Annotated in this window: 20 protein-coding genes; 4 read left to right on the top strand and 16 right to left on the bottom strand. The window is 54.7% G+C overall.

Features of this window, described 5'->3' with window-relative positions; genetic code table 11:
- Positions 1-25: 25 nt before the first annotated feature.
- Positions 26-2,269, bottom strand: a complete 2,244-nt coding sequence (locus tag P8935_RS01670; RefSeq protein ID WP_348263277.1) for an AAA family ATPase — start codon at positions 2,267-2,269, stop codon at positions 26-28.
- Between the two features lie 843 nt (positions 2,270-3,112).
- Positions 3,113-3,280: a hypothetical protein gene (locus P8935_RS01665; protein ID WP_348263276.1), complete on the bottom strand. Its 168-nt coding sequence runs from the start codon at positions 3,278-3,280 to the stop codon at positions 3,113-3,115.
- Between the two features lie 627 nt (positions 3,281-3,907).
- Here P8935_RS01665 and P8935_RS01660 point away from each other — a divergent pair.
- A complete protein-coding gene (locus tag P8935_RS01660; RefSeq protein ID WP_348263275.1) occupies positions 3,908-4,657 on the top strand; it encodes a hypothetical protein in 750 nt (249 codons plus the stop codon).
- Between the two features lie 165 nt (positions 4,658-4,822).
- On the opposite strand, the gene P8935_RS01655 is transcribed toward P8935_RS01660, so the two are convergent.
- The 4 genes from P8935_RS01655 to P8935_RS01640 form a co-directional block, all read right to left on the bottom strand.
- Positions 4,823-5,092: a hypothetical protein gene (locus P8935_RS01655; protein WP_348263274.1), complete on the bottom strand. Its 270-nt coding sequence runs from the start codon at positions 5,090-5,092 to the stop codon at positions 4,823-4,825.
- On the bottom strand, positions 5,089-5,688 hold the full coding sequence (locus tag P8935_RS01650) for a recombinase family protein (RefSeq protein WP_348263273.1): 600 nt from the start codon (positions 5,686-5,688) through the stop codon (positions 5,089-5,091). Before P8935_RS01650 ends, P8935_RS01655 begins: the two co-directional genes overlap by 4 nt.
- A complete protein-coding gene (locus tag P8935_RS01645; protein ID WP_348265300.1) occupies positions 5,685-5,834 on the bottom strand; it encodes a plasmid partition protein ParG in 150 nt (49 codons plus the stop codon). Before P8935_RS01645 ends, P8935_RS01650 begins: the two co-directional genes overlap by 4 nt.
- A 111-nt stretch (positions 5,835-5,945) precedes the next feature.
- Positions 5,946-6,236 (bottom strand): helix-turn-helix transcriptional regulator, encoded by a 291-nt coding sequence (locus tag P8935_RS01640; protein WP_348263272.1) that lies wholly within the window; start codon positions 6,234-6,236, stop codon positions 5,946-5,948.
- A 76-nt stretch (positions 6,237-6,312) separates the two neighbouring features.
- Here P8935_RS01640 and P8935_RS01635 point away from each other — a divergent pair, with 76 nt between their 5' ends.
- A complete protein-coding gene (locus tag P8935_RS01635) occupies positions 6,313-6,780 on the top strand; it encodes a hypothetical protein (RefSeq protein WP_348263271.1) in 468 nt (155 codons plus the stop codon).
- 402 nt (positions 6,781-7,182) lie between these two features.
- Here the strand turns inward: P8935_RS01635 and P8935_RS01630 are convergent, their stop codons facing one another.
- On the bottom strand, positions 7,183-7,608 hold the full coding sequence (locus P8935_RS01630; protein WP_348263270.1) for a hypothetical protein: 426 nt from the start codon (positions 7,606-7,608) through the stop codon (positions 7,183-7,185).
- Positions 7,609-7,821: 213 nt separating this feature from the next.
- A complete protein-coding gene (locus tag P8935_RS01625) occupies positions 7,822-8,280 on the bottom strand; it encodes a nuclear transport factor 2 family protein (protein ID WP_348263269.1) in 459 nt (152 codons plus the stop codon).
- A 214-nt stretch (positions 8,281-8,494) separates the two neighbouring features.
- Between P8935_RS01625 and P8935_RS01620 the strand changes: the two genes are divergently transcribed.
- Positions 8,495-8,725: a hypothetical protein gene (locus tag P8935_RS01620; protein WP_348263268.1), complete on the top strand. Its 231-nt coding sequence runs from the start codon at positions 8,495-8,497 to the stop codon at positions 8,723-8,725.
- A 56-nt stretch (positions 8,726-8,781) separates the two neighbouring features.
- Here the strand turns inward: P8935_RS01620 and P8935_RS01615 are convergent, their stop codons facing one another.
- From P8935_RS01615 to P8935_RS01595, 5 genes are all read right to left on the bottom strand, one after another.
- A complete protein-coding gene (locus P8935_RS01615; RefSeq protein WP_348263267.1) occupies positions 8,782-9,729 on the bottom strand; it encodes a hypothetical protein in 948 nt (315 codons plus the stop codon).
- 133 nt (positions 9,730-9,862) lie between these two features.
- Positions 9,863-10,981, bottom strand: coding sequence for a hypothetical protein (locus P8935_RS01610; RefSeq protein ID WP_348263266.1), 1,119 nt, complete (start codon positions 10,979-10,981; stop codon positions 9,863-9,865).
- 371 nt (positions 10,982-11,352) lie between these two features.
- Complete coding sequence (locus P8935_RS01605; protein WP_348263265.1) at positions 11,353-14,187, bottom strand: protein kinase; 2,835 nt, start codon at positions 14,185-14,187, stop codon at positions 11,353-11,355.
- Between the two features lie 39 nt (positions 14,188-14,226).
- A complete protein-coding gene (locus P8935_RS01600) occupies positions 14,227-14,790 on the bottom strand; it encodes a sigma-70 family RNA polymerase sigma factor (RefSeq protein ID WP_348263264.1) in 564 nt (187 codons plus the stop codon).
- Between the two features lie 300 nt (positions 14,791-15,090).
- Positions 15,091-18,747 carry a protein kinase gene (locus P8935_RS01595; protein ID WP_348263263.1) on the bottom strand — a complete coding sequence of 1,219 codons (3,657 nt, stop codon included), beginning with the start codon at positions 18,745-18,747 and terminating at the stop codon, positions 15,091-15,093.
- Positions 18,748-18,904: 157 nt separating this feature from the next.
- Here P8935_RS01595 and P8935_RS01590 point away from each other — a divergent pair, with 157 nt between their 5' ends.
- A complete protein-coding gene (locus P8935_RS01590; protein WP_348263262.1) occupies positions 18,905-19,645 on the top strand; it encodes a formylglycine-generating enzyme family protein in 741 nt (246 codons plus the stop codon).
- A 1,416-nt stretch (positions 19,646-21,061) separates the two neighbouring features.
- On the opposite strand, the gene P8935_RS01585 is transcribed toward P8935_RS01590, so the two are convergent.
- The 3 genes from P8935_RS01585 to P8935_RS01575 all read right to left on the bottom strand — a co-directional run bounded on the left by P8935_RS01585 (position 21,062) and on the right by P8935_RS01575 (position 25,490).
- Positions 21,062-21,292 (bottom strand): cold shock domain-containing protein, encoded by a 231-nt coding sequence (locus P8935_RS01585; RefSeq protein WP_348263261.1) that lies wholly within the window; start codon positions 21,290-21,292, stop codon positions 21,062-21,064.
- Positions 21,293-21,772: 480 nt separating this feature from the next.
- Entirely contained in the window at positions 21,773-22,060 is a 288-nt protein-coding gene (locus tag P8935_RS01580) for a zinc-ribbon domain containing protein (protein ID WP_348263260.1), read from the bottom strand.
- Between the two features lie 1,888 nt (positions 22,061-23,948).
- The gene (locus tag P8935_RS01575) at positions 23,949-25,490 is read right to left on the bottom strand and encodes a cytochrome c peroxidase (protein ID WP_348263259.1); all 1,542 of its coding nucleotides are present in this window, start codon (positions 25,488-25,490) and stop codon (positions 23,949-23,951) included.
- Between the last annotated feature and the right edge of the window lie 34 nt (positions 25,491-25,524).

Genomic DNA, 25,524 nt, shown 5'->3' with positions numbered 1-25,524 from the left:
TCTCGAATACTTATGGTTTTCACGTCTACTCCGATGCCGTGACGTATCCTTCAGACGGAATCTCTCCCATATGGATTGAATAGTGCGACCGGTCCTCCCCATCAGATTGAAGCATCTTTGGTGGACCGAGTTTGGTCACTTTAATGAACGCCTCGTTCGTATCATTGAGAGCTGCACGCACCTTCTCCCAGTCCTCGTAGAAATACTCCGCCAACTGCGGGATTACCTTCGCCTGCATTACGTGATCGAGGTCTGCTTTGCTCTCGACATCCGTGAAATAGCTGTGTCCTATTTGATGATCACGATCGAATAGCCATTCAACCCGCCGATTGATCGCGGCCAAGAGTTTGCCAAGGTGAATCTCTTCTACCTGCCTGTTGAGACAGCTGTAGTCGGGCATCATTTCGGTGAAGTGGAAGCGGCGACGAAGCGCTGTGTCAAGAAGTGCAATTGAACGATCCGCCGTGTTCATCGTGCCGACTATGTATAGGTTGTTAGGAACTCCAAAGTCGTCGTTGGAATACGGCATCGTTACAGTGATCTCATTTTGCCCTCCGAGCCGCTTATCTGGTTCGATTAGGGTTATCAATTCTCCCAAGACCTTGGATATGTTTGCGCGGTTAATCTCGTCAATAATTAAGACGTATGGCTCAGCGCTCGATGACATAGGTTGAGCATCTGCAGTGACCAGACCAGCTAAGGCCTCGAGCTTCATACGGCTCTTTACCAACCGATAGCATGTAACCTGCGAGAGATTGCCGTCATAAATGGTCTCAATTGGCAAGGAGTCTTTGATTACGGCGAGCCATTTCACGACGCGGCGATGATTGCCGCCCTCTCCTTGTGGCACGAATTCGTAATCACCTAAGATCTCACCAACCGCACGAAAGCGGCGGTTACCGTTTGAGACAATCACAATATCGCCCTTCTTCATAAGCGATCGAAAACACCACGTCTGTGCGATATTGCCGCTGTTTCCGCTTGTGCCTGGTTCTTTCTCTTGCCACCGATCGAACACGGCTTGAAAGTCGTCGTACTTTGTGTCCGACCAATCAAGGTCTCCACCCCAACCTAGGACGATATAGTTTCCCGCGATTGCCGCCTGATAAATATGACTCTCGGTACTCGCACGCCCCAAGGACATCTTGAAGAATTGCCGTTTTGTGAAATCGAATGCGGCCGCTTTTCCGCCTCGTTTTCGTGCCTGTTCAGCGAGGGTGCAGATGTTACGAAAAATGCCGTGGCGGGTCTCTAGATGGAAACCAGCAGGAGCCTGATCTTCTTCATCTTCATTTTCGGTGACTGGACGGAGACCCTCGACGAACTCCTCGTAACCAATCGATTGATGGAACGTGGTGAAGGTAATTCGATTAGCTCTCCTCAGTTCGTCGTACTCTTTCCTTAGTTGCTTTCGGTCATCCGGAGCAGTCCCGTTGCATATTTCGACTGCGAGCCGGGCTGTCGCCCACGTCTTGCCGGTTCCCGGGGGCCCAAAGAGTATCTGATTCAGCGGAATGAATTGTTTTCCAGTCATTCGATCATCATCCTCATCGTCTTCGATTAAGGCGCCACCTTCGGCCAGAACGGGCGCTTTGCCATAATTTGTCGCAACCCAAAGGAAACCCTGTACATCCCAAAGATCGCGCGGCTTCCAGTTCCACTCGACCATTCTGTCGCTGATACGAAGGGCAATCTGGAGGATCGCTTCATACTCATGGGCACTGATTACCGCTGACTTTATAATCGTGTCCCCGGTCAATTCCTTAATTGCCGCCTGCATTGAAAGAGTTTTGACGCTGATCGCATCTTTGGGCTTGGCTAATGCAATTGCCGAAGTCACAAGGGACCGAACAAGGCCAATGGCAGGATTGTTGTCCGAGCGGAGTATCGGGTGGATCCTGAGAGCGGCAGTCTCGATTACGGCAGGCAAGCTCTCTTTTGACAACAACATTTCGCCCAGAGCTTGTGCAGTTTCTTTCCTCGCGTCAGCTCCACCTTTCGCTATTGCATCGAAAGCTCGCCATCCGACGAAATTAGACTTCTTCACTAGGTCGAGGAATTGGCCTCCGAGTTTCTCTGGTTGTTCCTCGTGATGGCCGCTTAAAATCGATTGAGCTTGGCCAATCAAGTCATCCTTATAGGCTCTCTCCTGTTCAAAATAAAAGCCCTTCCTCTGCTCGAAATCGATGAAGTCGGGACAAATAGCAAGGAACCGTGTACGCATCCTCTCCAGCTGCGGCCAGTCTTCAACCCCCTTCTTGGCGTCCAAGTGAGCGCGAAATCGACGATAGTAATTGAGCGCCGTTCGAAGGTGAGCGAGGTTTTCGTAGAGCCTATTTCCCTGAATGGGTATGCGCGAGGGGTTAGGTTTCTCGGCTTTCTTGTCGAGGGAAGAGTATGCCAACTCTGCGAGCATTGAGTCGAAATCATCACGATCAAAGTTCTCGTCAAGGTCACCATACGCATCCTCGAGTCGACGCGCTTCGGCGAGTTGAGTTGACACTGTTCCGGCTTCGAATCTATCGCGAAGCCAGTCTCCATACGATGTATTCATATACCGCCGCCTTGCCAAGCGCCGCACTCTCATTCTTGGCTTCGCGAAATCTCACGATCAAGGGGAAGGGCGAGTATATCGCACGACCACGATCGGGCAAATACAGCTTTCGTCGCTCTAATGATGCTGGACCGTAGTCGATTGTTATCAGCGATGTGGAAATAGAATGTCTGCGACTGATCCATCACTGACAACTTGGGAGGGATCGAATGCTCTCTGCGACTATTTGATCTCGTGACCTCAAGGGGCCTTTCTCGTGATGTAAACTTGCGGGCGATGCTGCATGCGCTTCTACATGGGAAGCTTGACGAGTCCAATCCCGAACCGCAGAGACTCGAGGACACCCTGACATCTACTGTGTTTGGGGCGATCTTCTGGGCAGAGGACTGGAAGCTTTTGGAGAATTGGTTAGGCGTTCCTCAAAGATCCTGGCTCAACATTCCCCTCCTTGAGTATTGGTTTTGGCCGCGCTTAGCTTTCGCAGAACCCGACGTCGTCTTTCGATTAGGAGATGCTCTGGTCATTGTCGAAGCTAAATTTCGGTCAGATCGGCATGACTTAGCTCTCAAACCAGAGGTTGACGAACGGACCAGCGATCAGCTGGTTCGCCAGTATCAGTCCATCGTGCGGCCCGTTTCGGAGCGCATCCAGTATGCTGAGCCAATAGAATGCGCAATTCGTGAGTGCCAGGTTATTCAGGTCTTTCTTGTCGATGCTCGACGCCAACGTCGCGCTCTCCGCGAGATTGAAGAGTCAAAACAGTTTCTTCCCGCAAATGCCACGTTAAACCTCAGAACCTGGCAATCGTTGTTTAGAGACTTAAAAGTCAAGCCCGCCGCGAGTCGAGGTTGGAAGATAGATCTTAAAGAGTACCTTCGACTCTGCGGGTTAGATACGTTCAGCGGGTTCTCACAGTGGCATTCGCCGGGGACTGATTTGTTCCGGATTTGTAGTTGGCGTGTACGCGCTGCGCATGTTGGTTTGCGCTTCCAGAGTGCGTTTAAGCCGGCGCCCGTTCAGCCAGCAAAGCTGCTTTGCTGGGGCTTGGCAAGAAACGTGGTGGGGCAGGGATTTCGTCATATCTTTAGTCCGGAGGTTCTGGTAGGGATTGCCCGACAAACACCTCTCTCTTGGCGCCTCCGTGGTTGGAGTGTACGAGCTGCCCAACTTGGGTTGCGCTTTCAGAGTGCGTTTAAGACCGCGCCGGTTCAGCCAGAAAGGCTACTTTGCTGGGGCATGCCTAGGAGCGTGGCAGGACGAGATTTTCGCTATATCTTTAGTCCCCAGATTTTAGCTGGGACTGCCCAACAAGCAATTCTTTCCTGGCGCTCTTCAGAAAGAGCGTAAGAAAGTGTGCTGGACATGAGCAACACGATAACACGTGAAGAATTCGCATCAGCAGTTGCTTCTACGATCGCAAGTACCCATCATCTCTACCGCGAGGTTGACCGGCTTATCACCGGACTGCGCGATCGACTGGCTGAGGAGCCAAATTCCTTGGCGTTTTTGGCTGGTGTGTTTGGCAAAGCAGGTCGGGACCAGACACGTCGGATTATTCGGAACGAGTATGGCGCACTCTTCTCACCTGCAATAGGTGAAGACGACGAGGGTGATGAAGATGAGGATGAGATAGAGGATGAGGGAGATGAGCCAGAGGAAGAGCTGGATCACAAACCACTGAAAGGAATCCCAGCCCAGATCGGAGCTAACCAACCTCTGCTCGCGGTGAGAATCGTTATGTACGACCCACAAATGCGCGATTCCTTTGAGCCGCAGGTTCAATACGCGGTTATGAATCACTGGACAGTCGCGAACAAATCTTGGGACGCCAAAGAGGTATTTATAGTGCGCAAATCCCTTCTGAAGAGGATTCCTAGAGCACTCGGAGGATCCAACCTTACCAGAGGCTCTAAGCTGACGACGAAGGCAACGGTGAAGAGCAATGTCGGCGCTAAAAGGACCGATGGCCGCCAGCTTTGCTGCGTACTACCCGCTGGAGTCGAAACGTTTCCGCTCTACAACTTGGACACCCCCGAAGCATTGGAGCATCTTGGTGCCAAAATGAAGCTAATGTGGAGCTCGGATCTACAAACTGAGAACTGATCGCGATCAGATTGCATCGAGTGTGATCGTATACCAAACGCGTCGGCATCTGGTCTCTGAAGGGCTGGAGAGTTGTTCGCGGATCTTTCACCGTCCTCTGCGTATCCCAACCCACACCTTTTGATACGGCCGGATCGTGAGATCCGGCCATTGATTTGATGGGATTTACGAGGCGGGTTTTTCGAAGCCTTTTGTCACAGCGGCGACGCGTTTGTGGATGTCGTTGATGACGCGGCGCTGCTGAGCGAGTGCTTGTTGCACCGTTGGATCGCAAGGCGGCTGAGCCCTGCGAAGCTGATCGCGAAGATCTGCGTTAGCCTGCTCGAGATATTTCCGAAGACGAGTCTGGCCGCCGCAAGCCTCGCCGGCCAGGAAGCCGAAGGCAGCCGACAGTACCATCCATACCGGCAAGAAGTCTGTTGCTTGTTCGATCATGCGACCTGCTCCTGCGTGGTGAGAGCGTGCCGATGAAGCACGCGCTGTATCGTGGCTGTCGAGACACGGTGCTCTTTGGCGATCTGCCTCAGGCTTTGTCCACGTTCGCGGTCCTGCTTGATCGCAACGGTATCGAGGACCAGAGGAGTTCGGCCGATGCGTTGGCCGTCCAGCCGTGCCCGCCGCATGCCGGCACGCACTCGCTCGACGATTAGCGAGCGTTCCAGTTCAGCGATGGCTCCGATGATTACGACGATCGCGCGGCCCAGCGGGCCGCCGGTATCGATATTTTCCCGGAAGCTGACGTATTCGACCCCTATCCGGTTCAACTCATCGAGCACTTCCAGGAAGTGCTTCACTGAACGAGCGATGCGATCACTCGCCCAGGTCATCACTACATCGAAGCGGCCGCGGCGGGCATCGGCCATCATCTGATCAAGCCCGGGCCGCTTAGCCTTGGTGCCGCTGATCCTGTCTGTGTATTCGTTAACGATGGCATAGCCGCGCTGTGCTGCCATCTGCCGAAGGTCATGCAACTGACTCTCCGGACGCTGATCGAGGGTCGACACCCTCATATAAAGAGCGGCGCGTTTCACCGACGCCGCCCCTTGGGAGAGTGCTTGGCGACGTAGTTCGTGATGAACTCCATCAGCACGGTGGTCATGTCCTGGCCCTTGGCAGCTGTGACCGACTTGAAGCTGTTATGGAGTTCGACGGGTACATTCAAGTTCATTCTTTTCACCTTCAGTTCTGTTGGCTTCTTAATCTGACTCACCTCCTTCTCAGGAGATGAGGCTATATGGTTATGAGTATGAAGGCCAGAGTCTCGGAAGACCCCGGCCCCCGAAAGTTACTAGCCCCAGGCCTCGTGGCAGAACAGAACGAGCGGGATTAGCCAACTGCGATCGATCCCCAGACCGTCGGCCATGCGGTGGACCTGCTCCCAGTTCTCGGGAACCTGGCCGGCTTCTACGGCCTCCCACTGCGTTACTTCCATCCCGGCCGCCTGGGCCGCATTTTCGAGGGAGCAGCCTCTTTCCTCCCGGGCATCACGAAGAAGGCCACCGAACAGATGGCCCCAGGCTTGGCGGTAGAAGGGGGTGCTACGACGGGACCGGGAAGACGACTTACGAATATCACTCATTTACTCATTACTCCTGATAAGGCGGCCCGTCAAGTGAGAGGGGCTCGCCTGGATTTACCTACGAGCTCAGTATGAGGTGCGGGAAGAGTCCAACCAAAGAGGCTGCAACTCATCCCTGACCCACGAGTACTACCAGAAGCTGCTCGATCTGCTGAACACCGCGATCGCCACGGGAGACCTGTCCGGCGGATCAGCATTCGACAAGACCGCCCTGCTTAATCTCGAACAGCAGGCCCAGAGCTTTGCTTCCCTGCCCACTGCAACCGCCGGCATAAGGGTGATGGATGATTCGTTCAACTATCCCCTCAGCCTGCTGCTGGCACGGCTTCGGGCTCTCGAAGGTGAGGCGGGCAACTTCACCACCGTGTCCGGACGCCTGCTGGACATCCTGGCGAATGAGACCAGGTCCCTTCCTCCCCGCGCACAACATATTTTTCGCGCGCGCGGGAGGGACCCAAGCCTATGCTCACCATCAGGTCATCCGGACATCAGCCTTGCCGGCGATTCCGCACCATATATATTGTCCGGCCTCTGTTCCCTGTGACCCTGAGCTATACGGAATCGTCCCGGTTGTCCCTGCTCTCCGTTCAGCTCGTCTGGGATCAGGGTCAGGTTGATCACCGGTGTCTTCCGGATCGAAAACGACCTGTTCTCCGTATCGGGGTCAGGGTCAGGAGAATGATCCGGATCACGGTTCCTAGAGGAGAAAGAACGACCCTGTTGTTGAGCCGGGGCGGCCAAAATCAGCTTCAACAATCTGCCGGACAAAATCACACAAAAAGCAGGGGGGAACATGTTCCCCCACGGGAGCACTGGGAGTTCAGGACCAGTTTCGATAAAACACAAGGGCTTATTTACCACCTGCAGGATCCTCAAAAAGCGACACAAGGAGTTATTTACCAGCTCGCAACGCGGTCGGCTCCACGGCAAGGACACCAACAGGCGGTTATTTACCTTTAAGACGCAAGACGTCGGCAACCGAGCGAGTCGGGTGCGGGGCAAAGAAAGGCCTGGGTGGAAGGACGATCCGGTTCTTCCGTCGCATCATTAATGCCCATGATGGATCAATAACGATCCGTTTCGCGCCCGGCGGCGATCCTGGCTTGGGCGGCAGCACGATCGGCACGAAATTGATGCATCGGTCGGCTTTAGGACTCACCTTGTGAACAACCTTAAAGGGCTTCTTGTAGATGGTCATCTTCTTCCGGTTTAGAAACCGGCCGGTCTGCGTGGGATGCTTGTGCCGTGCAACTTTGAGCTTCCCCAGCGGGAACTCCACTTCTTCACCACGCGCCAACGCCGCGCTCATCTCCTTGAAGATTGCGTCCAGAATAGGCACCGACACACGACGGGAATAACCTTCCTTCTTCAATTGCTTCTCGAGATACTTCCGACCCAGACTCGGCGGCTCTTTCTTCTTCGACGGAGACTTGCTCACTCGACAAGAATCTGCAAGCGAACTCGATTAAGGCTGTGAGAACCATCACGTATATGGCACTCGCACCTCTAGCCGGGGATCGTTCATCTTCGACTTTCAGAATGAACCTGCATGGTCATGAGATGACCGTGCCGTGCGATTGTTCGTTCACTTTGACCTGACCGCCTGCCTCATATCCGGAAAAGGACCGGTAGCACTGTTGACCAGCTTCCAGTGCCCGTCCTGCTTCGCCCAAACCTCCAATAGGTAGCCCTTAAATGGAACTGCAGAGGAGCCTTTGTTCTTCTTGTAAAAAACGCCATCGACTACCGCGACATCGGGAAATAGGCGAAATTTCAGGTCCTCAACCCTCTCTTCGGCGGCCACATCAGACGGATTGGTTTTAATGTACTCGTCTCGTCCACCGCGACCCCCCGGCCACGCCCATCTCAAATCGCTCGATATGTGGTCCTGCACAAATTGAGGGCTATAGCTTCCCTGCTTGTCCATTTGCACCAATTCCTGAATAAGTGCAGTGATTTCCTTCTTGTCCGCATTCTGTGTGTCCGACGCAGCCAGCAGAGATGATGCTCCACACAGCAACATCAAATAGACCAACACTCTCATTGACAACCTCCTAAGGGTAACTTTGTGCAACGCAAGTGTGAAACAAAGCGCATTAGGCCCCTGCATTCCTGCTCACTTCTTTTCGGATGTTAGATCTATTCTTTCCAGGTGCCGCGCTCTGAAACCCCCGCCTAACATAGGGCGCAAGGTTGGGAGACGCAACGATCAACACATGTAGCTCTTTCGATTTCGTCACCAAACCAGCCGGATCGCCATGCCCGAGACAGTAGCTGCCGCAGCCTTTCTTACCTCCCATGTCATTTCCCAAGAAGCAGGAAAATTAGCCAATCTCCTCCTTATCGATGGCAAGCCTGATCAGGACATACGTGACACGCATAGGATTACTGAAATCATCTACAAGGGAAAGATACTCGACCGCGAAAAACTCAAATTCGCGCACGAGTCTACGGACTTCGTTGTGGTTGGGACCGCTCTATCTCAATGATTCAGAGTGCGGGCACTCTCGTTACTGCCTCACGAACTGTCCTGAACACTGCGGTGCTATCTGGTAGGTCGCATCGCCAGCTTGCATTGTGACCGTGTAGGTTCCCGATGCAGAGAATGGGGTTGAGGCCAGATTAAACGACCATGTCTGGGTGGCCTCATCGAAGCTGAACTGATTGCCAGAACTTGACGACCTAACGGGTCAAGCAATGACGTTTCGTTGACTGCCGGGCTCGTGCCAGACTGGTAGGAAACGCTGACTACGGGTGGCGCTGACGTTCCGAGCGTGGCAGGGGTCACGAGATTGTTACTGGTGTCGAATATCTGCGCCTTGAGTGGAATCGCTCGATTGGTCTTGTGCGTCAATGCGAGGGCGACATTGAACGGGGACTGGAATCCAGTGCAGGAGTAGGTTGGGCTCGAAGTAGTGAAGGAAAAGTTGTCAACCGTATACTGCCCGCCTCCACCCTGAATATTCACATAGGCGATAGGGTTGCCTGACGTAGTGACCGACAGGAAGGCATCGGTACCGTCGGTCGAAAGGGCCGACGACCCGAGCAGGTTGTTTGAGGAATCATAAGCGTTAATACTCACGGGAGGTTCGCCTAGGCTCACATAGACCGTAACAAATGCCGAAACTGTCTTGACGCCCCCCACGCTGAACGAAAATGTCATCAACCCGGAAGGCGGAAAGACGACGTTCGGGTAGGATACTGGCGGGTAAGTGCTGTTGGTTTGTATAACTTGAGCGCCAGAAATCGTCACCCCAACGTTTTGATACTGAGTTGTCAACGTCGTGCCATTCACAAACTCGTCAAAGGTCAGCGTTGTAGTTCCCGCCCACGCGCACTGGGTAAAGCTGCCAAGCACCGCAGCAAACGTAACGCCAAGTAAGAGAGAGAGGATTCCCCGCTTGACTGTAAGCAAACCCACTACGGTTGGCAGAATGACAAACGGCAATTTGGAACCTGCGAAGGAGATCGTGGAACAAACGCTGGTTTTCATCTGAATCCTTTCGCACCTTAACGACCGGGCATAATGCCACAACATGTGTCAGTTGGTTATTCAGTGAGGAGCGACGACAGCCTGGACCGTCTAACATCGACGGTCCCGCATAATCCATCCCAGAAAGACTTGCTTATTGCCTCAGGAACCCGTGATACACCCCATTTCCGTCTACATAGAATCCGACAATCGCGTTGCCTGGGTTGTTGCAGGTAGGAGTTGTTCCCTGACCGCTGCTCGTACCTGCTCCTGGAGCATCGAACGTGGATATGGAGCCATGCTTCAAGCGTAGGAAACCATGGCCGGCGCCATTACCGTCAATGTAGGTTCCGGTGATGTCACCCGCCGCGTTGATGTTGAGTCCCTCCGTCCCTTGTCCGGCTGCTGCCCCTGCACCGTTGACGTCAAACGACGTGAGTTCGCCATCGGGAGAGTGCACAAAACCGTGGTAAGATCCTGTCGCTCCTACATAAAGGCCCATGGTTACACCTCGAGAGTTGATACCGGCAGTCTGGGGAAAAGCGCTGCCGAATGGATCGAACGTAGTTATGGCGCCGTCAGGCGAGCGCACGAAATCGTGAAAAGAACCATCTGGGAGCTGGTATCCCCCAACGACCGCGCCGGACATACTTATACCGTCACCGAACACAACATAGGTACCTTGGCCAAAACCTGTCCCAGCTCCCGGAACATCGAAAGTGGTGATCGTGCCATCGGGAGAGCGCACAAATCCATGGAATACGCCACCGGCGTCGAGGTACTGTCCTGTAATTACGCCGGCTGCGTTGATGGCACCGCCTTGTGTGCCATTGGAACAAATCACTGGGGGAGTGCAGGGGATTCCGGCAGGTTTCGCTGCGCCCGGCGCGTCGAAGGTCGTTAAGGACCCGTGCGCGGTGCGCAGAAATCCGTGCGTTAAGCCCGTCGCGTCGGTGTACCAGCCGGTGATGTCTCCAGTTGGATTGATGCTCCACGGCTCCGTGCCCTCGCCTGGGCCTGTGCCTGCTCCGGGAGCGTCGAAGCTCGTGATCGTGCCATCAACTGTTCGCACAAACCCATGGCTCGCGCCATTCCAGTCGGTGTACAGGCCGGTAATCACGCCAGCCGGGTTGATGAAGATCGCCTGTGTCGCCGCTGCACCGGACACATCGATGGAAATGATTTTGGGTAACCTCTGTGAACGCACTTGCGAACACGCAGCGAAAACAAAGCAGGTGAGAACAGCTGATTTCAGAACGTCATTGCACCTCATTTTGACCTCCATAACCCCCTAATCTGAGCCGGCAGATCACTTTGTAGAGTCGAGCGAAGGGAGTTCGTCTGCCTTTATAGGCGTAAAGCGACTTCCAAAAGGGACATTTATGTATTCATATTTAATGGATAGTCAGAATGAAGGTGCAGAGGGCTGGTGGACTATTTTCGCTCAAGCGCTCGCAAGTCCAACGCTATCGATAATTACGGACTGCAACCTTGCCCATAGCCTACTTATGTCATCGCGAGCGAGTCTGATAGCAGCAATGATTGATGCTGCGATGACCACGGTAAAATGGCGCTCAAAAGGGGACAAGGTCTCGCAGAGATTCTTTCTGGAGCTGACGTTGCATTTCTATAGGCTTCGGTTTTCTACTTGAACTCTATTTGCAGGGAGTAGATGTCAGAGGTCCCTATTTCTCGAGTCAAGAGTGGGGTATTTGACGGATCGAGACTGAAGGAGGGGCCCCACAAGCTAGCTAATGGCCAAGTGTTCAACTCCGCTATACGCTCTGGTCTGCCTCCGGTCACCTTGATCCGATAAATGACGTTCTCCTGTTGCATGAAGGAGACGTAATACAGATACTTGCCATCCCGGGAAAACGTGGGATACCCGATATTTCCATCAGTTGCCAGCGCCGACCATTTCTGCGACTCGAGGTCGAATACTCTCAATGCCGGCTGTTCCCGGGAAAGAGCAGCGATATAACGGCCATCCGGAGACCACCGGGGAGACCATAAGCCTGTTGATTGCGCAATCGTCGTTAACCGGTTTGTGGCACCGTCCAGAATACGGAGGTACTGCTTCGTGACGTTCGCAGAATCGCCGCCGGTTAGGACAATTCTCTTTCCGTCTGGGGACCAGTTTGGATCTGCCTGTTCCTGCTCGTCCCCCGGGAGCAACCGTTGAGGGGTTCCACCTTCAGCCGACACCGTATAAGCTACCGCTCGCGTCCGAAGAGGAGCGTTCATAAAGAGAATCCGTTTCCCATCTGGAGACCACTGAGGATTCATTACAGAGTTAATCTGGTCGTCTGTCAGTTGAACAGCGTGAGTTCCGTCGCGATTGGCCTTCCATAGAACACGAATGGGATAGGCGGTGTAGGTGACGAATTTCCCATCCGGAGAAAACGCCACGTGTTCAGCGGGAATCCCTCCGAGAAAAGGCTGCAGCTGCCCAGTTTGGAGGTCGATGCGCGAAAGTTCACCGCGCCAGCTATTCCCCATGGCATAAACTTCTGTTCCATCCTTGCCCGGTACCGGTCTATTCCAATCTATCGGTCCGCTGGTCAATTGAACTGCCTCGAGCGAGGAACGTCGAAAGAGCCCACGACGTTCATCGAGTGCCCACAATTGATCGCTTCCCCCTTCCACGACCTGCCAGAAAGCATAGAGACTCCCATCATGGCTCCATCGTCCGCACACAAGGACGCCCGGCTCATGCCATTTCGGGAGCAAGTTGTGGAACCCCGATCCGTTTGCAAACATCTCCCAAATTTGGCCGTCCTTAAATACTCGAATCACCTTGCCATCTGGGGACATGCGAACGTCGCTTACACCAGGCCCTAACGATGCGAGTTTGCGCGTTCCGGTTCCATCGGTTCGGACCTGGTAAATGTTTCCTTCGCCAGTGAAATAGGTGACCGAATCTCCCGCGGGAGTAAATGCGCCGGTGAGATTGACACCGGTCGCTAACTTTGTCGGCGACTTGCCATTGATTGGAACGCTCCACAAGGACATGTATGGCCCTTTCTCCGGCCCATCGACAGCGACGAGGATCTTGGAGCCATCCTGAGAAACGTCCCAGTCCCCCATCGGGATTTTGGCCGGAAGCGCCTCAGGTTCTCCTCCTTCCACGGAAACACGCGAAAGAGACTCTGGCCCCGGACCGCTCGTCACATAGAGCCACTTTCCATCCGTACCCGCGACCAATTTGAGCCGTCCGTCGTGCGTGAGTTGCTTGTAGCTCGATACTCGAATGTGCGGCAGTGGGCGGTAGAAATACCAGACCGGGATGAGGGCTAGAAGCGGAACGATGAGCCACACAACCTTCCTAGTCCAACCACTCTTGAATCGCTTCGAGGGCACGGATGGCAAACGGTCGCCGTCAAGGATCTCGACAACCTCTGCCGCCGAAGACGGCCGTTCGAAGGGGTTTGTACGCAGGCAGGATTCGATCGCTGCGTACCATATAGCAGGCAGATTCTCCATATTTTGCATTAGAGAAGGAGACAATCCTGCAATCCGCTCTGAGATCCCTTCCAGGAAGTTCTCAGCAGGAAACGCGCGTCTGCCCGCCACCATTTCAAACAGAACCAACCCGAACGCGTACAGGTCGGTTGCCCCACTTACCGAACTGTTCTGCAATTGCTCTGGGGACATGTAGGCGATAGTCCCCACTGGCCACCCGAAGGATTGATTGCTGCTGGATGGATCGGATCCCTGTGGGAGAGAAGCAAATCGAGCCAAGCCAAAGTCAGTAATGACAGCACGCAACTCCTCGTCAGAATCAAAATGTCCAGACGGGACAAGCATAATGTTGCCCGGCTTCAGATCGCGGTGAATGATTCCAAGAGCATGCGCGGCATCAATGGCGCTCGAAATCTGACGAGCGAGTGGCAGGGCCAGATCGTTGGGGATGGCGCCTTTTCGCGAGATGCGCGCGGCCAATGTTTCTCCGGGTAGGAATTCCATCGTCAGGAACACCACATCCCGTTTTTCGCCGGGGCCGGTTTGCGAAGACAGCGTGTCACGCTGGATATCAAACATGCGGCAGACGTTTGGATGGGAAACCTGGCGAGCTAATCGAACTTCCTGGCGAAAGCGAGCGAGGGCCCGCGGATCATGAGCAATCTCTGGCCGAATCACCTTGAGCGCAACGCTGATCCCCAGTTCGGAATCGAAGGCTTCGAATACTTTACCCATTCCGCCTTCGGCGATTTCCCGCAGGATGCGAAAGCGTCCACAAAGCTCATCACCGGGACAAACGGTGATCGGATCAGTCGAAGACTTGTTCGGCAATATTAGAGGGGTTGACAGATAGCTTCCCGCATCTTGATCTGCCTGAAGCAGGAGTTCGACCTCCGCACGCACCTCGGGATTACCATTTGAAGCGGTGAGAACAAACTGGTGTCTTTCGCTGACGGGCACGTCCAGCGCTGCGTGAAAGATTCTGTTTACTTCCTTCCAGCGGTCCTGGTCGATCATCTTCTAATGCCCACAAATGGTTACCGCGAAGCTTGATACTCAGCAACTCAGCTCTTTGAACAGCCAAGCCCTGGCGATGCGCCAGTCCCTTTTAATGGTCCGGGAAGAAACGCCTAGAGCGTTTGCAGTCTCTTCATCGTTCATCCCCGCGAAGAATCGCAGCTCTACGACCTTGGATTGACGTTGATCCAGTTTTGCCAATCGTGTTAGCGCCTCGTCAAGCGCAAGTATCTCGGATGCACGATCGGGTGCGGGCAAAATGGCATCATTCAGGCTCACGGCATCCCATCTATCGCCACGCTTTTGCGCGCCGGCATTTCGTGCATGGTCAACGAGTATGCGCCGCATAATGGTTGCTGAAACAGCAAAGAAATGCGATCGATTTTGCCAATCAACCTGCCGATTCGCAGTCAGCCGAATGTAGGCCTCATTCACCAGAGCAGTCGGCTGCAGTGAATGATGGGGAACCTCTTTGCGGAGCTGGATGCTGGCGATGCGGTGCAACTCGCTATACACCAGTGGAATCAGCTGGGTTTCTGCCTCTCTGTTCCCACGCTTCAGCTCTAGCAGAAGATCTGTGACCTCACCTCGGTCGCCGCCCACACAAAAGCCTCCAGGTGTGAATTTCGAGGGATGGACTGAGTTATATCACTGAAAGAGGTTAGGAAAGCAGCAAAAGAAAGGATGATGTACCTGACCCGGTCAGGGAGACTTCGAATAAACCTATAAGTTTTGGCAGGGCCGGGTCGGGCTGATTAGTCCATTGATTTTGTTTGGTTTAGGAACAGCGTCTTTCAACCGGCTCTTGTCACAGCCATGATTGTTTGTGTATGTCGTTGACGATCCCTCTCTCCCCCCGTGGTTCACACCCGTGATTGCTCCGTCTTACACGTTTTTGTACTTCTACGCTGGGTAAGTAGTTGGAGGTGCAGGTTGTTGTGATGAAGTTTTTGGGAGCGGGGTTTTTGTGGCTTGGGGCAGGTTGATCATCTTCGCAATCTTCGGCCAGCGATGGCTAGCGCGCAACTGCTTGCAGGCCACGAAGCGGATGTAAACCGTCCTCATGGCGAGGTCGCCTTCATGAATCGCCCGCTCGACCCAGTCGGCGCCTTCATCGACTTCATCGCGGAGCAGGTGAAAGAGCGCCAGGGCCCGCGCATCTCCGGGCATCCCGCCTGAACCAAGTGTTTTGGCGACCGATTGCGACTCGGCATAGTACTCGCTACGGTAGAGGAGCGCAGCAAGAACGGCGGTTGTTTCGGGCGCCCATTGTCCGATAGAATACGCGCGCCACGCCGTCTCCACCGCTTCTTGAAGCTTGCCCTGATCTGCGAGGATCATGGCCCTGGATACGATGGCCAACGCCTGGTTGGGGTCCAGTTCCAGCACCTTCTCCAGTTGCCCAAGGGCCTCCTGCTCACGATCTGCAGCCTGCAGATACGCATGGAAATTCATCCGTGACCATACATCGAATGGGTCTTGTTCGATGGCACGCTCGACGAGCGCGATGGCCTCGGCGACATTGCCGCGCAAATACTGAAACCATCCATAAAGGGGCTGGGTGATCGAGTTGCCGACCTGCTTTGCTCCCGGAAAGGCGAAACACTTTTCAGCCTTGGTCCAATCCAGCTCGAAGACCGCGGCCAGGTATCCCAACAGAGCATGCGCGTCAGGCAGGGACGGATCAATCTGAAGCGCTCGCTCGGCCTCTGCACGCGCTGCCAGCGAGGCCTTATCCGACGGATATCTGCCGAACATTGCCATTGCGACCCAGTAAAATCCCACCTCAGTTCGAGCGAGAGCAAACGCAGGATCGAGCTGAATCGCCCGCTCATGGTATTGCTTCGCTAGCTCCAGCGACTCCGGCGTAGCCTTGCCTTGCTGATACTTGGCCTTCAGATAAGCCTCATAAGCATTGAGGTTCGGCTCATAGCGGCTTGGAATGTCCTCTGGCGAAAGCTTCACCCGCAATGCTCGGGCGATTGCCGTAGCGATCTCATCCTGCAGGGCGAATATGTCGCTCATCTCGCGGTCGTAGCGGTCTGACCAGAGATGGGTGCCGTCGGCTGCATCAATCAACTGCCCGGTAACGCGGAGGCGGGTTTCTGTACGGCGCACGCTTCCCTCGAGTACATGCGTGACGCCTAGCGCTTCCGCAATTCGTCGAATGTCGATTTCTTTGCTACGGAATGCGAAGGCAGACGTGCGCGCAATGATTTTCAGGCCGGGAATCTTTGCGAGCAGATTGATGATCTCTTCTGCGAGGCCGTCGGAAAAGTATTCCTGATCTTTGTCCGCGCTCATGTTGGCAAATGGCAGCACGGCGATGAACGGAGTTTTGGAACCGGCGCTACGGACGGCTCCGCTGCCGGTCTTGGCTGTTGCAGTGGACTGCGTGTCGGCTATGTCGAGGCCGGCTTTGCGAAGGCCGTCGATCAAACTCTCGACAATGTCCGGTCCCCAGAAGATCGCGAGATCCTTACGCGCGTCGGCTGGGAAGTTCGGGCGCCGAGTCAACAAAGTCTGCAGCGGAATGCGCGCCGATTCGATCTCACCAAGCTGTCCGTAGGCTGCCGCCATGACTGCGCATGTGCGCCAGAGGCTGGGCATGTTCACTTTGCGCGCGAACTCAAGAGAAAGGCGGTAATCGCCATTGCGGTAGGCGTCGAAGCAGGGAACAAACCAATACCATCCCGGGTGGTTCGGATTGAGACCGCGAGCCTTGGCCGACAGCTTGCAGCCATTCTCCCAGTCGCCGTCATATGCGACAAAAGAACCCAAAAACGCGAGGGAGAATCCGTCCATGGGATTGAGTTCCAGCGAACGCTGTGCTGCGATTCTGAAGGCAGGCCGATCCCCGAGGAAATACTGCGCCATCGCAAGAGCGTGAAATGCGAGGTGATTGGAAGGGGCTGCCTCAACCGCGCGCAATGCAGCTGCCATCGCTCGGCCGAGCGGATCGGGCCGGAGATTGAGTTCATGCGTGAACTCTTCCTTGCAGATGAGCGACAGCATGGCCCAGGCATCGCCGTAGCCTGGCTGGGCTTCCACCGCGCGCTCCAGGGCCGCGCGCGACGCGGCGTGCTCTTCAGCGTTGACTCGCTGGAAGTGCGCGAAGCTGCGCAGCACCGCCTCGTAAGGACTCAGATCATATGGATTCCTGGTCCGGAGGATGTCCGACATGCTGCGGGGTAAAACGCCCTGTGTGTCGGCGACCGTTGAAACGATGCGAGGAACGAGATCGTCTTGGAGATCGAAGAGTAATTCGGGGCTGAAGGTGCGCTCGTAATTCTCGGCCCAAAGATGAGCACCCGTGACGGCATCCACAAGCTGCACGGATAGGCGCAGCTTCGGACCTGCCTGGCGCAAGCTGCCCTCCATCACGTATCGCGCGCCGAGTTCGCGGCCGACAGAGCGAACATCGACTCCGCTTTGTGCGTACCGCGACGTCGAGCTCCGTGCAATGACGCGCAGGTAAGAGAAGCGGGAAAGCCCGGTAACGATGTCTTCGGTGAGTCCCTCGGCGAGTGCTGCGACATCGGGGCTTGCGCCTTGCGCTTTGAACTGCAGGACGGCGACCCAGAAGCCTTCGTCTGCGCGTGCTGCGCCCGAGTCGGCTGCAGAGATGTTGCGCGAGGGTGTGCCTGGGTTTCGAGCCGGGCTTGAGGCCGCAGCTTGGGGCGAGATTTGGGGCGCAGCTTTCTGGGGCGACTGGCGGGCCATGTCGCGAAACTCGTTGGAGACGTCGCGGGCGGTCTGGATACGGTGGCGCGGGTCCTTCTCCAGGCAGCGCCGGACGATTCGCGACAGATCGCCGGGCAGGTCCGGACGGCTCGCGCTAATCGACGCGGGCGTGTCCCGTAAGATAGACGAAATCAACTCCGCAGAAGAGCTGCCCGTAAACGGCTTCTTGCCGGTGGACATCTCGTGTAGCACTACACCCAGCGAGAAGATGTCCGTGCGGTGATCGAGCGGTCGCGCCGAAATCTGTTCCGGAGACATGTACGAGGGTGTTCCCATCACCATGCCAGCCTGTGTATTGCCCAACGAAGTACGTGTTTCGTCATCGGGGCTGGCGCCACCAACATCCTTGGCCAGCCCGAAGTCCAGCACCTTGACGCGACCATCGTGTGTGACCATGACGTTGGCGGGCTTCAAGTCGCGATGCACGATGCCCTTGTCGTGCGCGGCAGCCAGTGCGTCGGACAGCGCTTCGGCGATCTCCACAATCTGATTGGCAGGCAGTCCGTCTATGCCGATCAACCGATCCAGGGGCAGCCCTTCTACGAGTTCCATGGTGAGAAAGTGGATCCCGTCGGCTTGCCCTACGGAAAAGATGGTGACAATGTTGGGATGACTGAGAGCCGCCACGGTACGCGCTTCGCGCTGAAAGCGGGCCAGGCGTTCCGGATCGTGCGCCATCGTTGCTGGCAGCACCTTGATAGCGACATCTCGGCCCAGGCGTGGATCCCGTGCGCGAAACACCTCTCCCATTCCGCCGGCACCAATGGGCGCGAGAATTTCATACTGACCGAGTTTGTCACCTAAGGAAAAGGGCATGGAAGTGGCTTACCAAGTCTACTCGACGAAGAACTAAGTCTGTCGAGATGACTCGCCCAGCGGGAGGTTGCACCTCAGGTGGAGTCAACATTTCACCCAGCGAGCAATTTCTCTCGATCCTGCTTTTTGAGTGCAGGATCGCGCATCAAATGGAAAGATGTATCCGTTGGTCCATCTTGAGTCTAGTGGGGGTCGCTCGCTGGTCACTGAGCCGCGACGAATTCGAATCGCAGCTGGCCGGTTCTCCATGGGATCCGAGACCGGTCAGACGGTGGAAAGCCCCATTCATCGCGTCTGGCTAGATTCCTATGCGATGGCGGCAACCCAAGTCACCGTCGAGGAGTATGCGCGGTTCTTGGACGCGACCGGGAACGTGCGGCCCCCGAACTGGGGCGATCCTAACTTTTCTCATCCTCAGCAGCCTGTGGTCGCTGTTTCGTGGTTTGACGCTGTGGCGTATTGCGCGTGGCTTTCTTCAATGACCGGTTTGCACTATCGGCTTCCTACAGAAGCCGAGTGGGAGCGAGCTGCGCGAGGTGGTGCCGAGCAGATGCTATTTCCCTGGGGCAATGATCCGCCGGTATCACGTCCCGGCTACCACAGTCATTGGAAGACTGGCCCTGAGCCCGTCGGGCAATCACAGCCGAACGCCTACGGCCTATTCGACATTTGCGAGAACGTGCATGAATGGTGCAGCGATTGGTACGAAGCCAACTACTATGCCATATCACCAGATCAAAATCCGCAAGGACCGAAAGAGGGCGAGAGGAGAGTTTCGCGCGGAGGTGCCTGGCGACACCAAATCAAGATTTCACGATGCTCTGCACGTTCTAGTATCCCGCCAGACTTCAGTTACGCCGATTATGGCTTTCGGGTCGTTTGCGACGGGGCTTATTAAAGCGTAGCGCCGCAGAAGTTCGAGTCAGGCAGCTCTTAATTCTCCTTCGAAGACGGTAGGATGGGCCCTCGAAGAGTACGCGCAGAGCAGAAAATGCTTTGCGCCCAAGTCGTCATCGATGATTTCCCGTCGAAACATGCACCGGAATTGAGTTACGGAAGGATTGACCTTGATCTGAGCGTTACACTTCCGTGCTGTCGCAGACTCAGGCCAGCACAGGCTCAATCACCGGAGTTCGATTGACCGAGATAACACTAGTGTCGTCTTCCTGGCCGAAGAATTGGGCAGCTATGGCAACCGCAGCCGCAGGTGACTTGCAGACGACAGCGTTGAGAATCGTAGTTGACGCCGTGAGCATCGAGGGCTAAGTTGATTGCGTACGGGGAAGGGGGACAACCCAAAAGATGCAGCAATACTCTTTGAGCAGTACGTCACATGAGGCATCGGATTCTAAGCGATCGTGCCCTGACCCCAATTGGTCGCCCCGACGTGAAGCTTCACCCGCTGGGACGTGACCGCATTCTTTCACGTTGTAGTGCGTCCATCGACCTGATGTGTAGCGTAGCAGTTCTTCAAATGGAGCGACGACATCATCGCCCAAGAAAACCCGTTAACGGGTATCGCCACTCAGCAGTCGGGGCTTGGAAGCATAAGTGGAAAATGACTGGGCAATCGCGAAGGCGCGATGTGCTTAGTTCTACAATCAATCCCATCACAGTGGTCGAGGTCAATGCCTCGGCCACTGTTGCTTTGAGTGCGTGATTGGCGATTGCTGCATAGAAATCTTGCCCAACGCTTTTCGACTGCCTTGGAATTTGTTGAGTTTCCCTAGGAAGGAACAGTTCTGAGGCGTGACCCTCGTCACATCCGTCTTCACGTCGTGCTGGGCATGATCTCCAAACGTTAGCGGCAAGAAATCTGTTTGCTACTACAGGGAATCGTGAGGCCAACATGTACATACCTACAGTAGGGGAACGGGTTTACGTGGACGAACACAGGGGGATCTTCGTCGTCGCTTGGGTAGACGGTGAGACTCAAACAGTAGATTTAATCCCTTCCACCGGGAGTGCGGAGAGGGAAGAATATGTGCCTTGGCAAAAGCTACTCGGTTTTTGGAACCCGCGCACCGAAACAGTTAACGCGGCTCCGGGACTGAAGCGATGAATATCGCCACAACCCGAATTCCGACTGGAAAACACAAAACCATCGAATCAGTCGAATTAGCAAAATATGACCCGAAAACGTGGCCGGCTCTGAGAGTCACTTGTGCGACATGCAAGGTTCCACCCGTCGTCCCTTGCTTCAGGAATGCGAACAATGGAGCGAAGATTGAGCTTCTGCAACCGCACGCAAAGCGATTCTCTACTGCCCGGCTTAGCCAGTAAGACTCCAGCCACCTTCTTCCCCGATTCGATGTCAGGCCGACCCGTGGTCAGCGTGCTTAAGGCAGTTCACTCCTTCCGCCTGCGGACCCTTTTGCCCCTTGACAATGTCAAACTCTACTTCGTCACCTTCTTTGAGCATTCTGTACCCGGACGACTGAATACCTGAATAGTGAACGAAGACATCTGGGCCGTCTTCCCGCCCGATGAATCCAAAACCTTTGGCGCTGTTAAACCACTTCACTACTCCTTTGTACTGAGCCATAGGCTCCTACCCTCCTTGGATATGGGCTGTCGGCGAACCGGGCAATGGGGTGCACACACCGTTTTTGTGGATGCGATTGAATGAAGAAGTGATGTCCGAGGTCAAAAAGACGGAGGTCTGCAGCCTACCAAATGAATTCGCACATCTTCAGGATTTCTTCTGACGTTCCACGACGCCGACATTCCGACTTGCAAGCTTTGTGAATTGCCAGTTTTGGGAGTCCTCAACGGCTTCAGAAGACGGCGGCTTCGTACCGTCAAATCGTTCAACCAAAACTGGGTCGCAAATATGGCGTTGTTCGTATCTGAGGAGTTCGCCCTTATCATAGACAGTTGCCACAGTCGCAATGCATCGGAAACATATGGAATCCGTCGTTCCATCCAAATTCGAGCGATGAGTGAATTTCGAAGAATCTGCCATTTGAGGTTGCCCCAAGTGAAAGCGGAAGCCCCCCAATGTCGTTAGCTATTCACCACGCAGCTACGCAGCCACAATATGGGGTGCTTTTCGTCTGTTCGTAAAACACGTTCTGCACATTACAGGTCTGCCTTGCGTCGGCTTGAATGGGACAGTTGTGCTCCTTCCGCATTCAGAGCAGTTCACAGCAGTTTCGGCCCTAACTCTTCTCGTACCTGGCCCTTTGCATTGCTTGCACCGCTTGGGATCGTTCTTGAATTCCTTCTCTCGGTAGAACTCCTGTTCTCCAGCGGTAAACACGAACATCTCGCCGCAATCAGCGCATTTCAACTCCCTGTCAGTGAAATTCATAGTCGCTCCAGTCGCGTTAGAGGAGACTCAGAGTGTGCGCCCGTTCTCAGGAAAGGTCAATTTAATCGAACTCAAGCGATTACTGGAAGTAGGTCGCATTTGTTCAAGAAGCCCGGTATCTGCAGCGAGTCGTGAAACAGTCAATTGCTTCTGACTTCGAATTGTTCGCGGCTTCAGACCTAGATAATACGTCTCCAGAAATTCCGGCTTCATTCTTAAATTCTAGAAGGAGTCTGACGATTCTGTTCGCCTGAATAAACCGGCTCTAGATTCTCACTTCGTTCGATTTCATGCGTGAGCATTGATTTGAATTCACAGATTCCCAAACAGCATTGGTCAATGTCTTGATTCTGTTCTACATATTCGAGCGTTGCGCGAAGCATATTCAATTGAAGTGGAGTGCTGAATTCTCTCATCGTATTACTCCCAGCCATGCCGAAGAAGGATCTCTGATACACGGTGTAGAAGAGTCGCACTTTCTATAGTTATTGGGCGTGGTGCGGTGGCTGCAATATTTCGGAGTTCATTGACACGTTGCAAAGCAGGCCGAAGCACCATCAGCCGATAACAGAGAAGCCAACTCAACTCCGATACGTCATCATCGGAATCATCTGATCCCTTAGTGAAATGAGTTCGGATAGTGACGGTAAGCGGAATCCGGAGATAGGAGTGATTGGTTCTCTGAGAAGACTGGTTCACAAGGCACATCCGTTCGGGGCACAACCCGCTAGAATCAGCAGCCCAAAACGGGTGCTTTAAGGAATAGTCAGATTTCTGCAATGCCGGAGATGTGATTAGCATCACGGGTTAGTTTGTCCATATTGCCGCCGGTTAATGACGGCTCGGGCGTCCTTCAGCCCTGAAACTCAGTGTGCTGTTGCTCACTGGTTTCTTGTGATGGATTTCCTATCATTCTGGCATGTTCTCGACGCCGTTGGGCCGCAAAAGCTTCGTGGTCACGTGCAAAGGATGCCGCCGCAACGTGCCATCCGGGGCCAAAGAGTTCCCGTTCCAATCCATTACCGTCAAGTGCCCCCTTTGCGTGGAGTGGCGGCGGTACTTGCCATCGGAGGTTTTTCTCGGGCGACCTGACCAACTGGTGGTTCAGCAGCAGAGGGACGCAAGTCGATGAGTGCCTTGGCCTGAAGTTAATAGAGAAATTCCGTGTAGCCGGTTGTCCATTTCGCAGTCGGGGCCGTGCGCTATAGCAAGCCAAGGTGGTCGGGATACTTGGCCCGCGACGAGCCCACCAGGGTCTCAAATTCAGGCAGGCTTCAACTGGAGAATGATTGCGGCAACTGAATTTTCCCATTGCATTCGCGCACCCACGCGATCTGCATATGGAGATAACAGCGTCTACGGCTGGCTGGACCGTTCAGGGCCAGCCTCGATAAGCAAGCTTCGCTGGCTAAGTCCCGGGTTTACAGCTAAAAACGGGTGACAGATACACATAATTCCGAAGTTGCCATCAGGCAACTCATCGACCGTGAATGCACAGCGATGGTGCCCACTGCACACGACGAACCTATTCAGAACGGAACAATCAGCTTCCGCTGAAGGTCGAGAATTATACCGGCACTCGGACGATGGTTGCGCACCAAATTGGATATCGAGGAGCCAGCCTTCGACCTGGTCAGTCTTTTGACTGGTCACATAGGCCTTCATAGCTCGCAAATTTTAGCGCGAATACAATCCAAAGCAAGTGTGAAAAGATCGAGTTGGGTGCGTGAAATTGAAAGATCGATTGATAGATCGAAACTATTTCTCGAGACGAAAATGGACCGATCGACCACCGTCTGACGGATTAAGACACACGCTCTCAGCAGGTCGATTCGGCCGAGAGCGTGGCCTAATCTGAGGCTGGCGTTTGGTAGCACCCTACGGGTTCTTAATTATTGCAGCCCTGGAACTGGGGTAATGCCAAACCGCTGGGTACGGACGCAGGAATTGTGGAGCACGTCTTGGTTGCGCGCACGTCGAGCAGCCCGTCCCTAATGAAGTGAACCAAATCCTTGAACTCAGTTGGGGTCAAATGCACTGGCCGCATCAACGGGTCAATGCGGTCGAGAACCGGCTCGATGGGCCCGAGACTAAATGTGAGGTCGGGGTCGAGGCCGGCTCTTGTCGGATCGTATGAAGGTGCGTACGCCTTCGGGTCGAGATGAAATGCAATAGCATCATCCAACCTGGCGAACGCGCCGTTGTGGAAGAAGCCTGCAGCGACCGCCAGGTTGCGGAGCGGAGCCGTGCGGAACTTGTAGCGATCGTCGGAGTTGCCGGAGACCTGCTCCAAACCGAAATCCTCATTGTTGCCAGCGCCATCGAAGTGGACGTTGCCGAGGCCCGGGCCGAACAGCGGAGATACTTGCGGAACGCCGATGACGCGGTTCCTGAAGTCGCTGAACATCTCGTTCGAGGCTCCGGTGACGGCGTGACAAGCGACACATTTCGCCTTGCCAAAGAAGAGAAGTGCCCCGCGCTTTTCGGATGTATCTAAAGCATTCACATCGCCCCGGGCGAACTGATCGATGGGGGCGTTAGCGAAGACCATGCTGAATTCGAACTCCGCGATGGCGCGACCAAACATGCTGAAATCGATCTTGCCTCCATTGGCTGCCATTTCGGTTGGGAACACGGCCCGGAAGAGTCTAATGTAAGTGGGATTGTCATTCAGGCGATTGGCAAGCAGGAATCGCCGGATTGGGTCGTTGAACGTGAGGAATGTGGTCGTGGGGTCTGAATAAAGAACGGGAGGTGGCAGAGGATCACCCTTTCCGTCGTCGAAGGCCCAGAAACTCGGGTCGACCCACCACAACCCGCTGGCTGTGTCGAACTTCCCCGTGGTGCCAGTAAAGCCCGCGACCTCGGTCAACTCCGTTGGAGGCATCTGGCCCTGTGCCGAGGCGAGATTCGGGATGCGCGGATCGTTCGCCGGGAACTCGGTTGTGCCTTCCGGAGGCGGAAAGACGAATCCCCGTGACGTGTCGAACGGATTTCCCGATGCAGATGCAAACCGCCCGTTCCACATGAGCTTCGGGTAAAACACCGTGTTCACAATGGATGGCGTACGGCGCTGATTCCGCGGCCCCGTTCGATTCGGACCAACGATATCGTTGTTCTGAATACCAATGGCCATAGTTTGTGAATCGCCCATACCGTTAGAGGGTGCATGGCAGCCGGCACACATGTTGTCTTTATGGACGGCGCCCGCCTTGTCGAAGAAGAGCAAGCGGCCTAGTTCCGCCAATGCGGGGTTGACGGAGCGACCCAGCCTCGATTCCAGTGTGGACTCGATTCTTCCTGTGAAGCCAGCCCGCTGCAACACCCTTCGCAGCTGAGCGTCCAAAGGTTGTTCATTCGAAGCTGTGCACTTCGACCCGAGAAGTAATAGTGCCAGCATGCCGTAGTGAATGACCTTTCCAATTCGCATGCTTTTCTCCTTTTTCCCACGCGCCTGATACACG

It is taken from the genome of Telmatobacter sp. DSM 110680 (assembly GCF_039994875.1).
Classification (GTDB): domain Bacteria; phylum Acidobacteriota; class Terriglobia; order Terriglobales; family Acidobacteriaceae; genus Telmatobacter.
This window is presented reverse-complemented; position numbering and strand designations above follow the sequence as displayed.

Bases quoted from the DNA above. Each gene is read 5' to 3' on its own strand.
- P8935_RS01615 (WP_348263267.1), bottom strand. From the start codon at position 9,729: ATGAAAACCAGCGTTTGTTCCACGATCTCCTTCGCAGGTTCCAAATTG.
- P8935_RS01590 (WP_348263262.1), top strand. From the start codon at position 18,905: ATGTATCCGTTGGTCCATCTTGAGTCTAGTGGGGGTCGCTCGCTGGTC.
- P8935_RS01610 (WP_348263266.1), bottom strand. From the start codon at position 10,981: ATGAGGTGCAATGACGTTCTGAAATCAGCTGTTCTCACCTGCTTTGTT.
- P8935_RS01580 (WP_348263260.1), bottom strand. From the start codon at position 22,060: ATGAATTTCACTGACAGGGAGTTGAAATGCGCTGATTGCGGCGAGATG.
- P8935_RS01655 (WP_348263274.1), bottom strand. From the start codon at position 5,092: ATGATCGAACAAGCAACAGACTTCTTGCCGGTATGGATGGTACTGTCG.
- P8935_RS01620 (WP_348263268.1), top strand. From the start codon at position 8,495: ATGCCCGAGACAGTAGCTGCCGCAGCCTTTCTTACCTCCCATGTCATT.
- P8935_RS01605 (WP_348263265.1), bottom strand. From the start codon at position 14,187: ATGATCGACCAGGACCGCTGGAAGGAAGTAAACAGAATCTTTCACGCA.
- P8935_RS01625 (WP_348263269.1), bottom strand. From the start codon at position 8,280: ATGAGAGTGTTGGTCTATTTGATGTTGCTGTGTGGAGCATCATCTCTG.
- P8935_RS01575 (WP_348263259.1), bottom strand. From the start codon at position 25,490: ATGCGAATTGGAAAGGTCATTCACTACGGCATGCTGGCACTATTACTT.
- P8935_RS01585 (WP_348263261.1), bottom strand. From the start codon at position 21,292: ATGGCTCAGTACAAAGGAGTAGTGAAGTGGTTTAACAGCGCCAAAGGT.
- P8935_RS01595 (WP_348263263.1), bottom strand. From the start codon at position 18,747: ATGCCCTTTTCCTTAGGTGACAAACTCGGTCAGTATGAAATTCTCGCG.
- P8935_RS01640 (WP_348263272.1), bottom strand. From the start codon at position 6,236: ATGAGTGATATTCGTAAGTCGTCTTCCCGGTCCCGTCGTAGCACCCCC.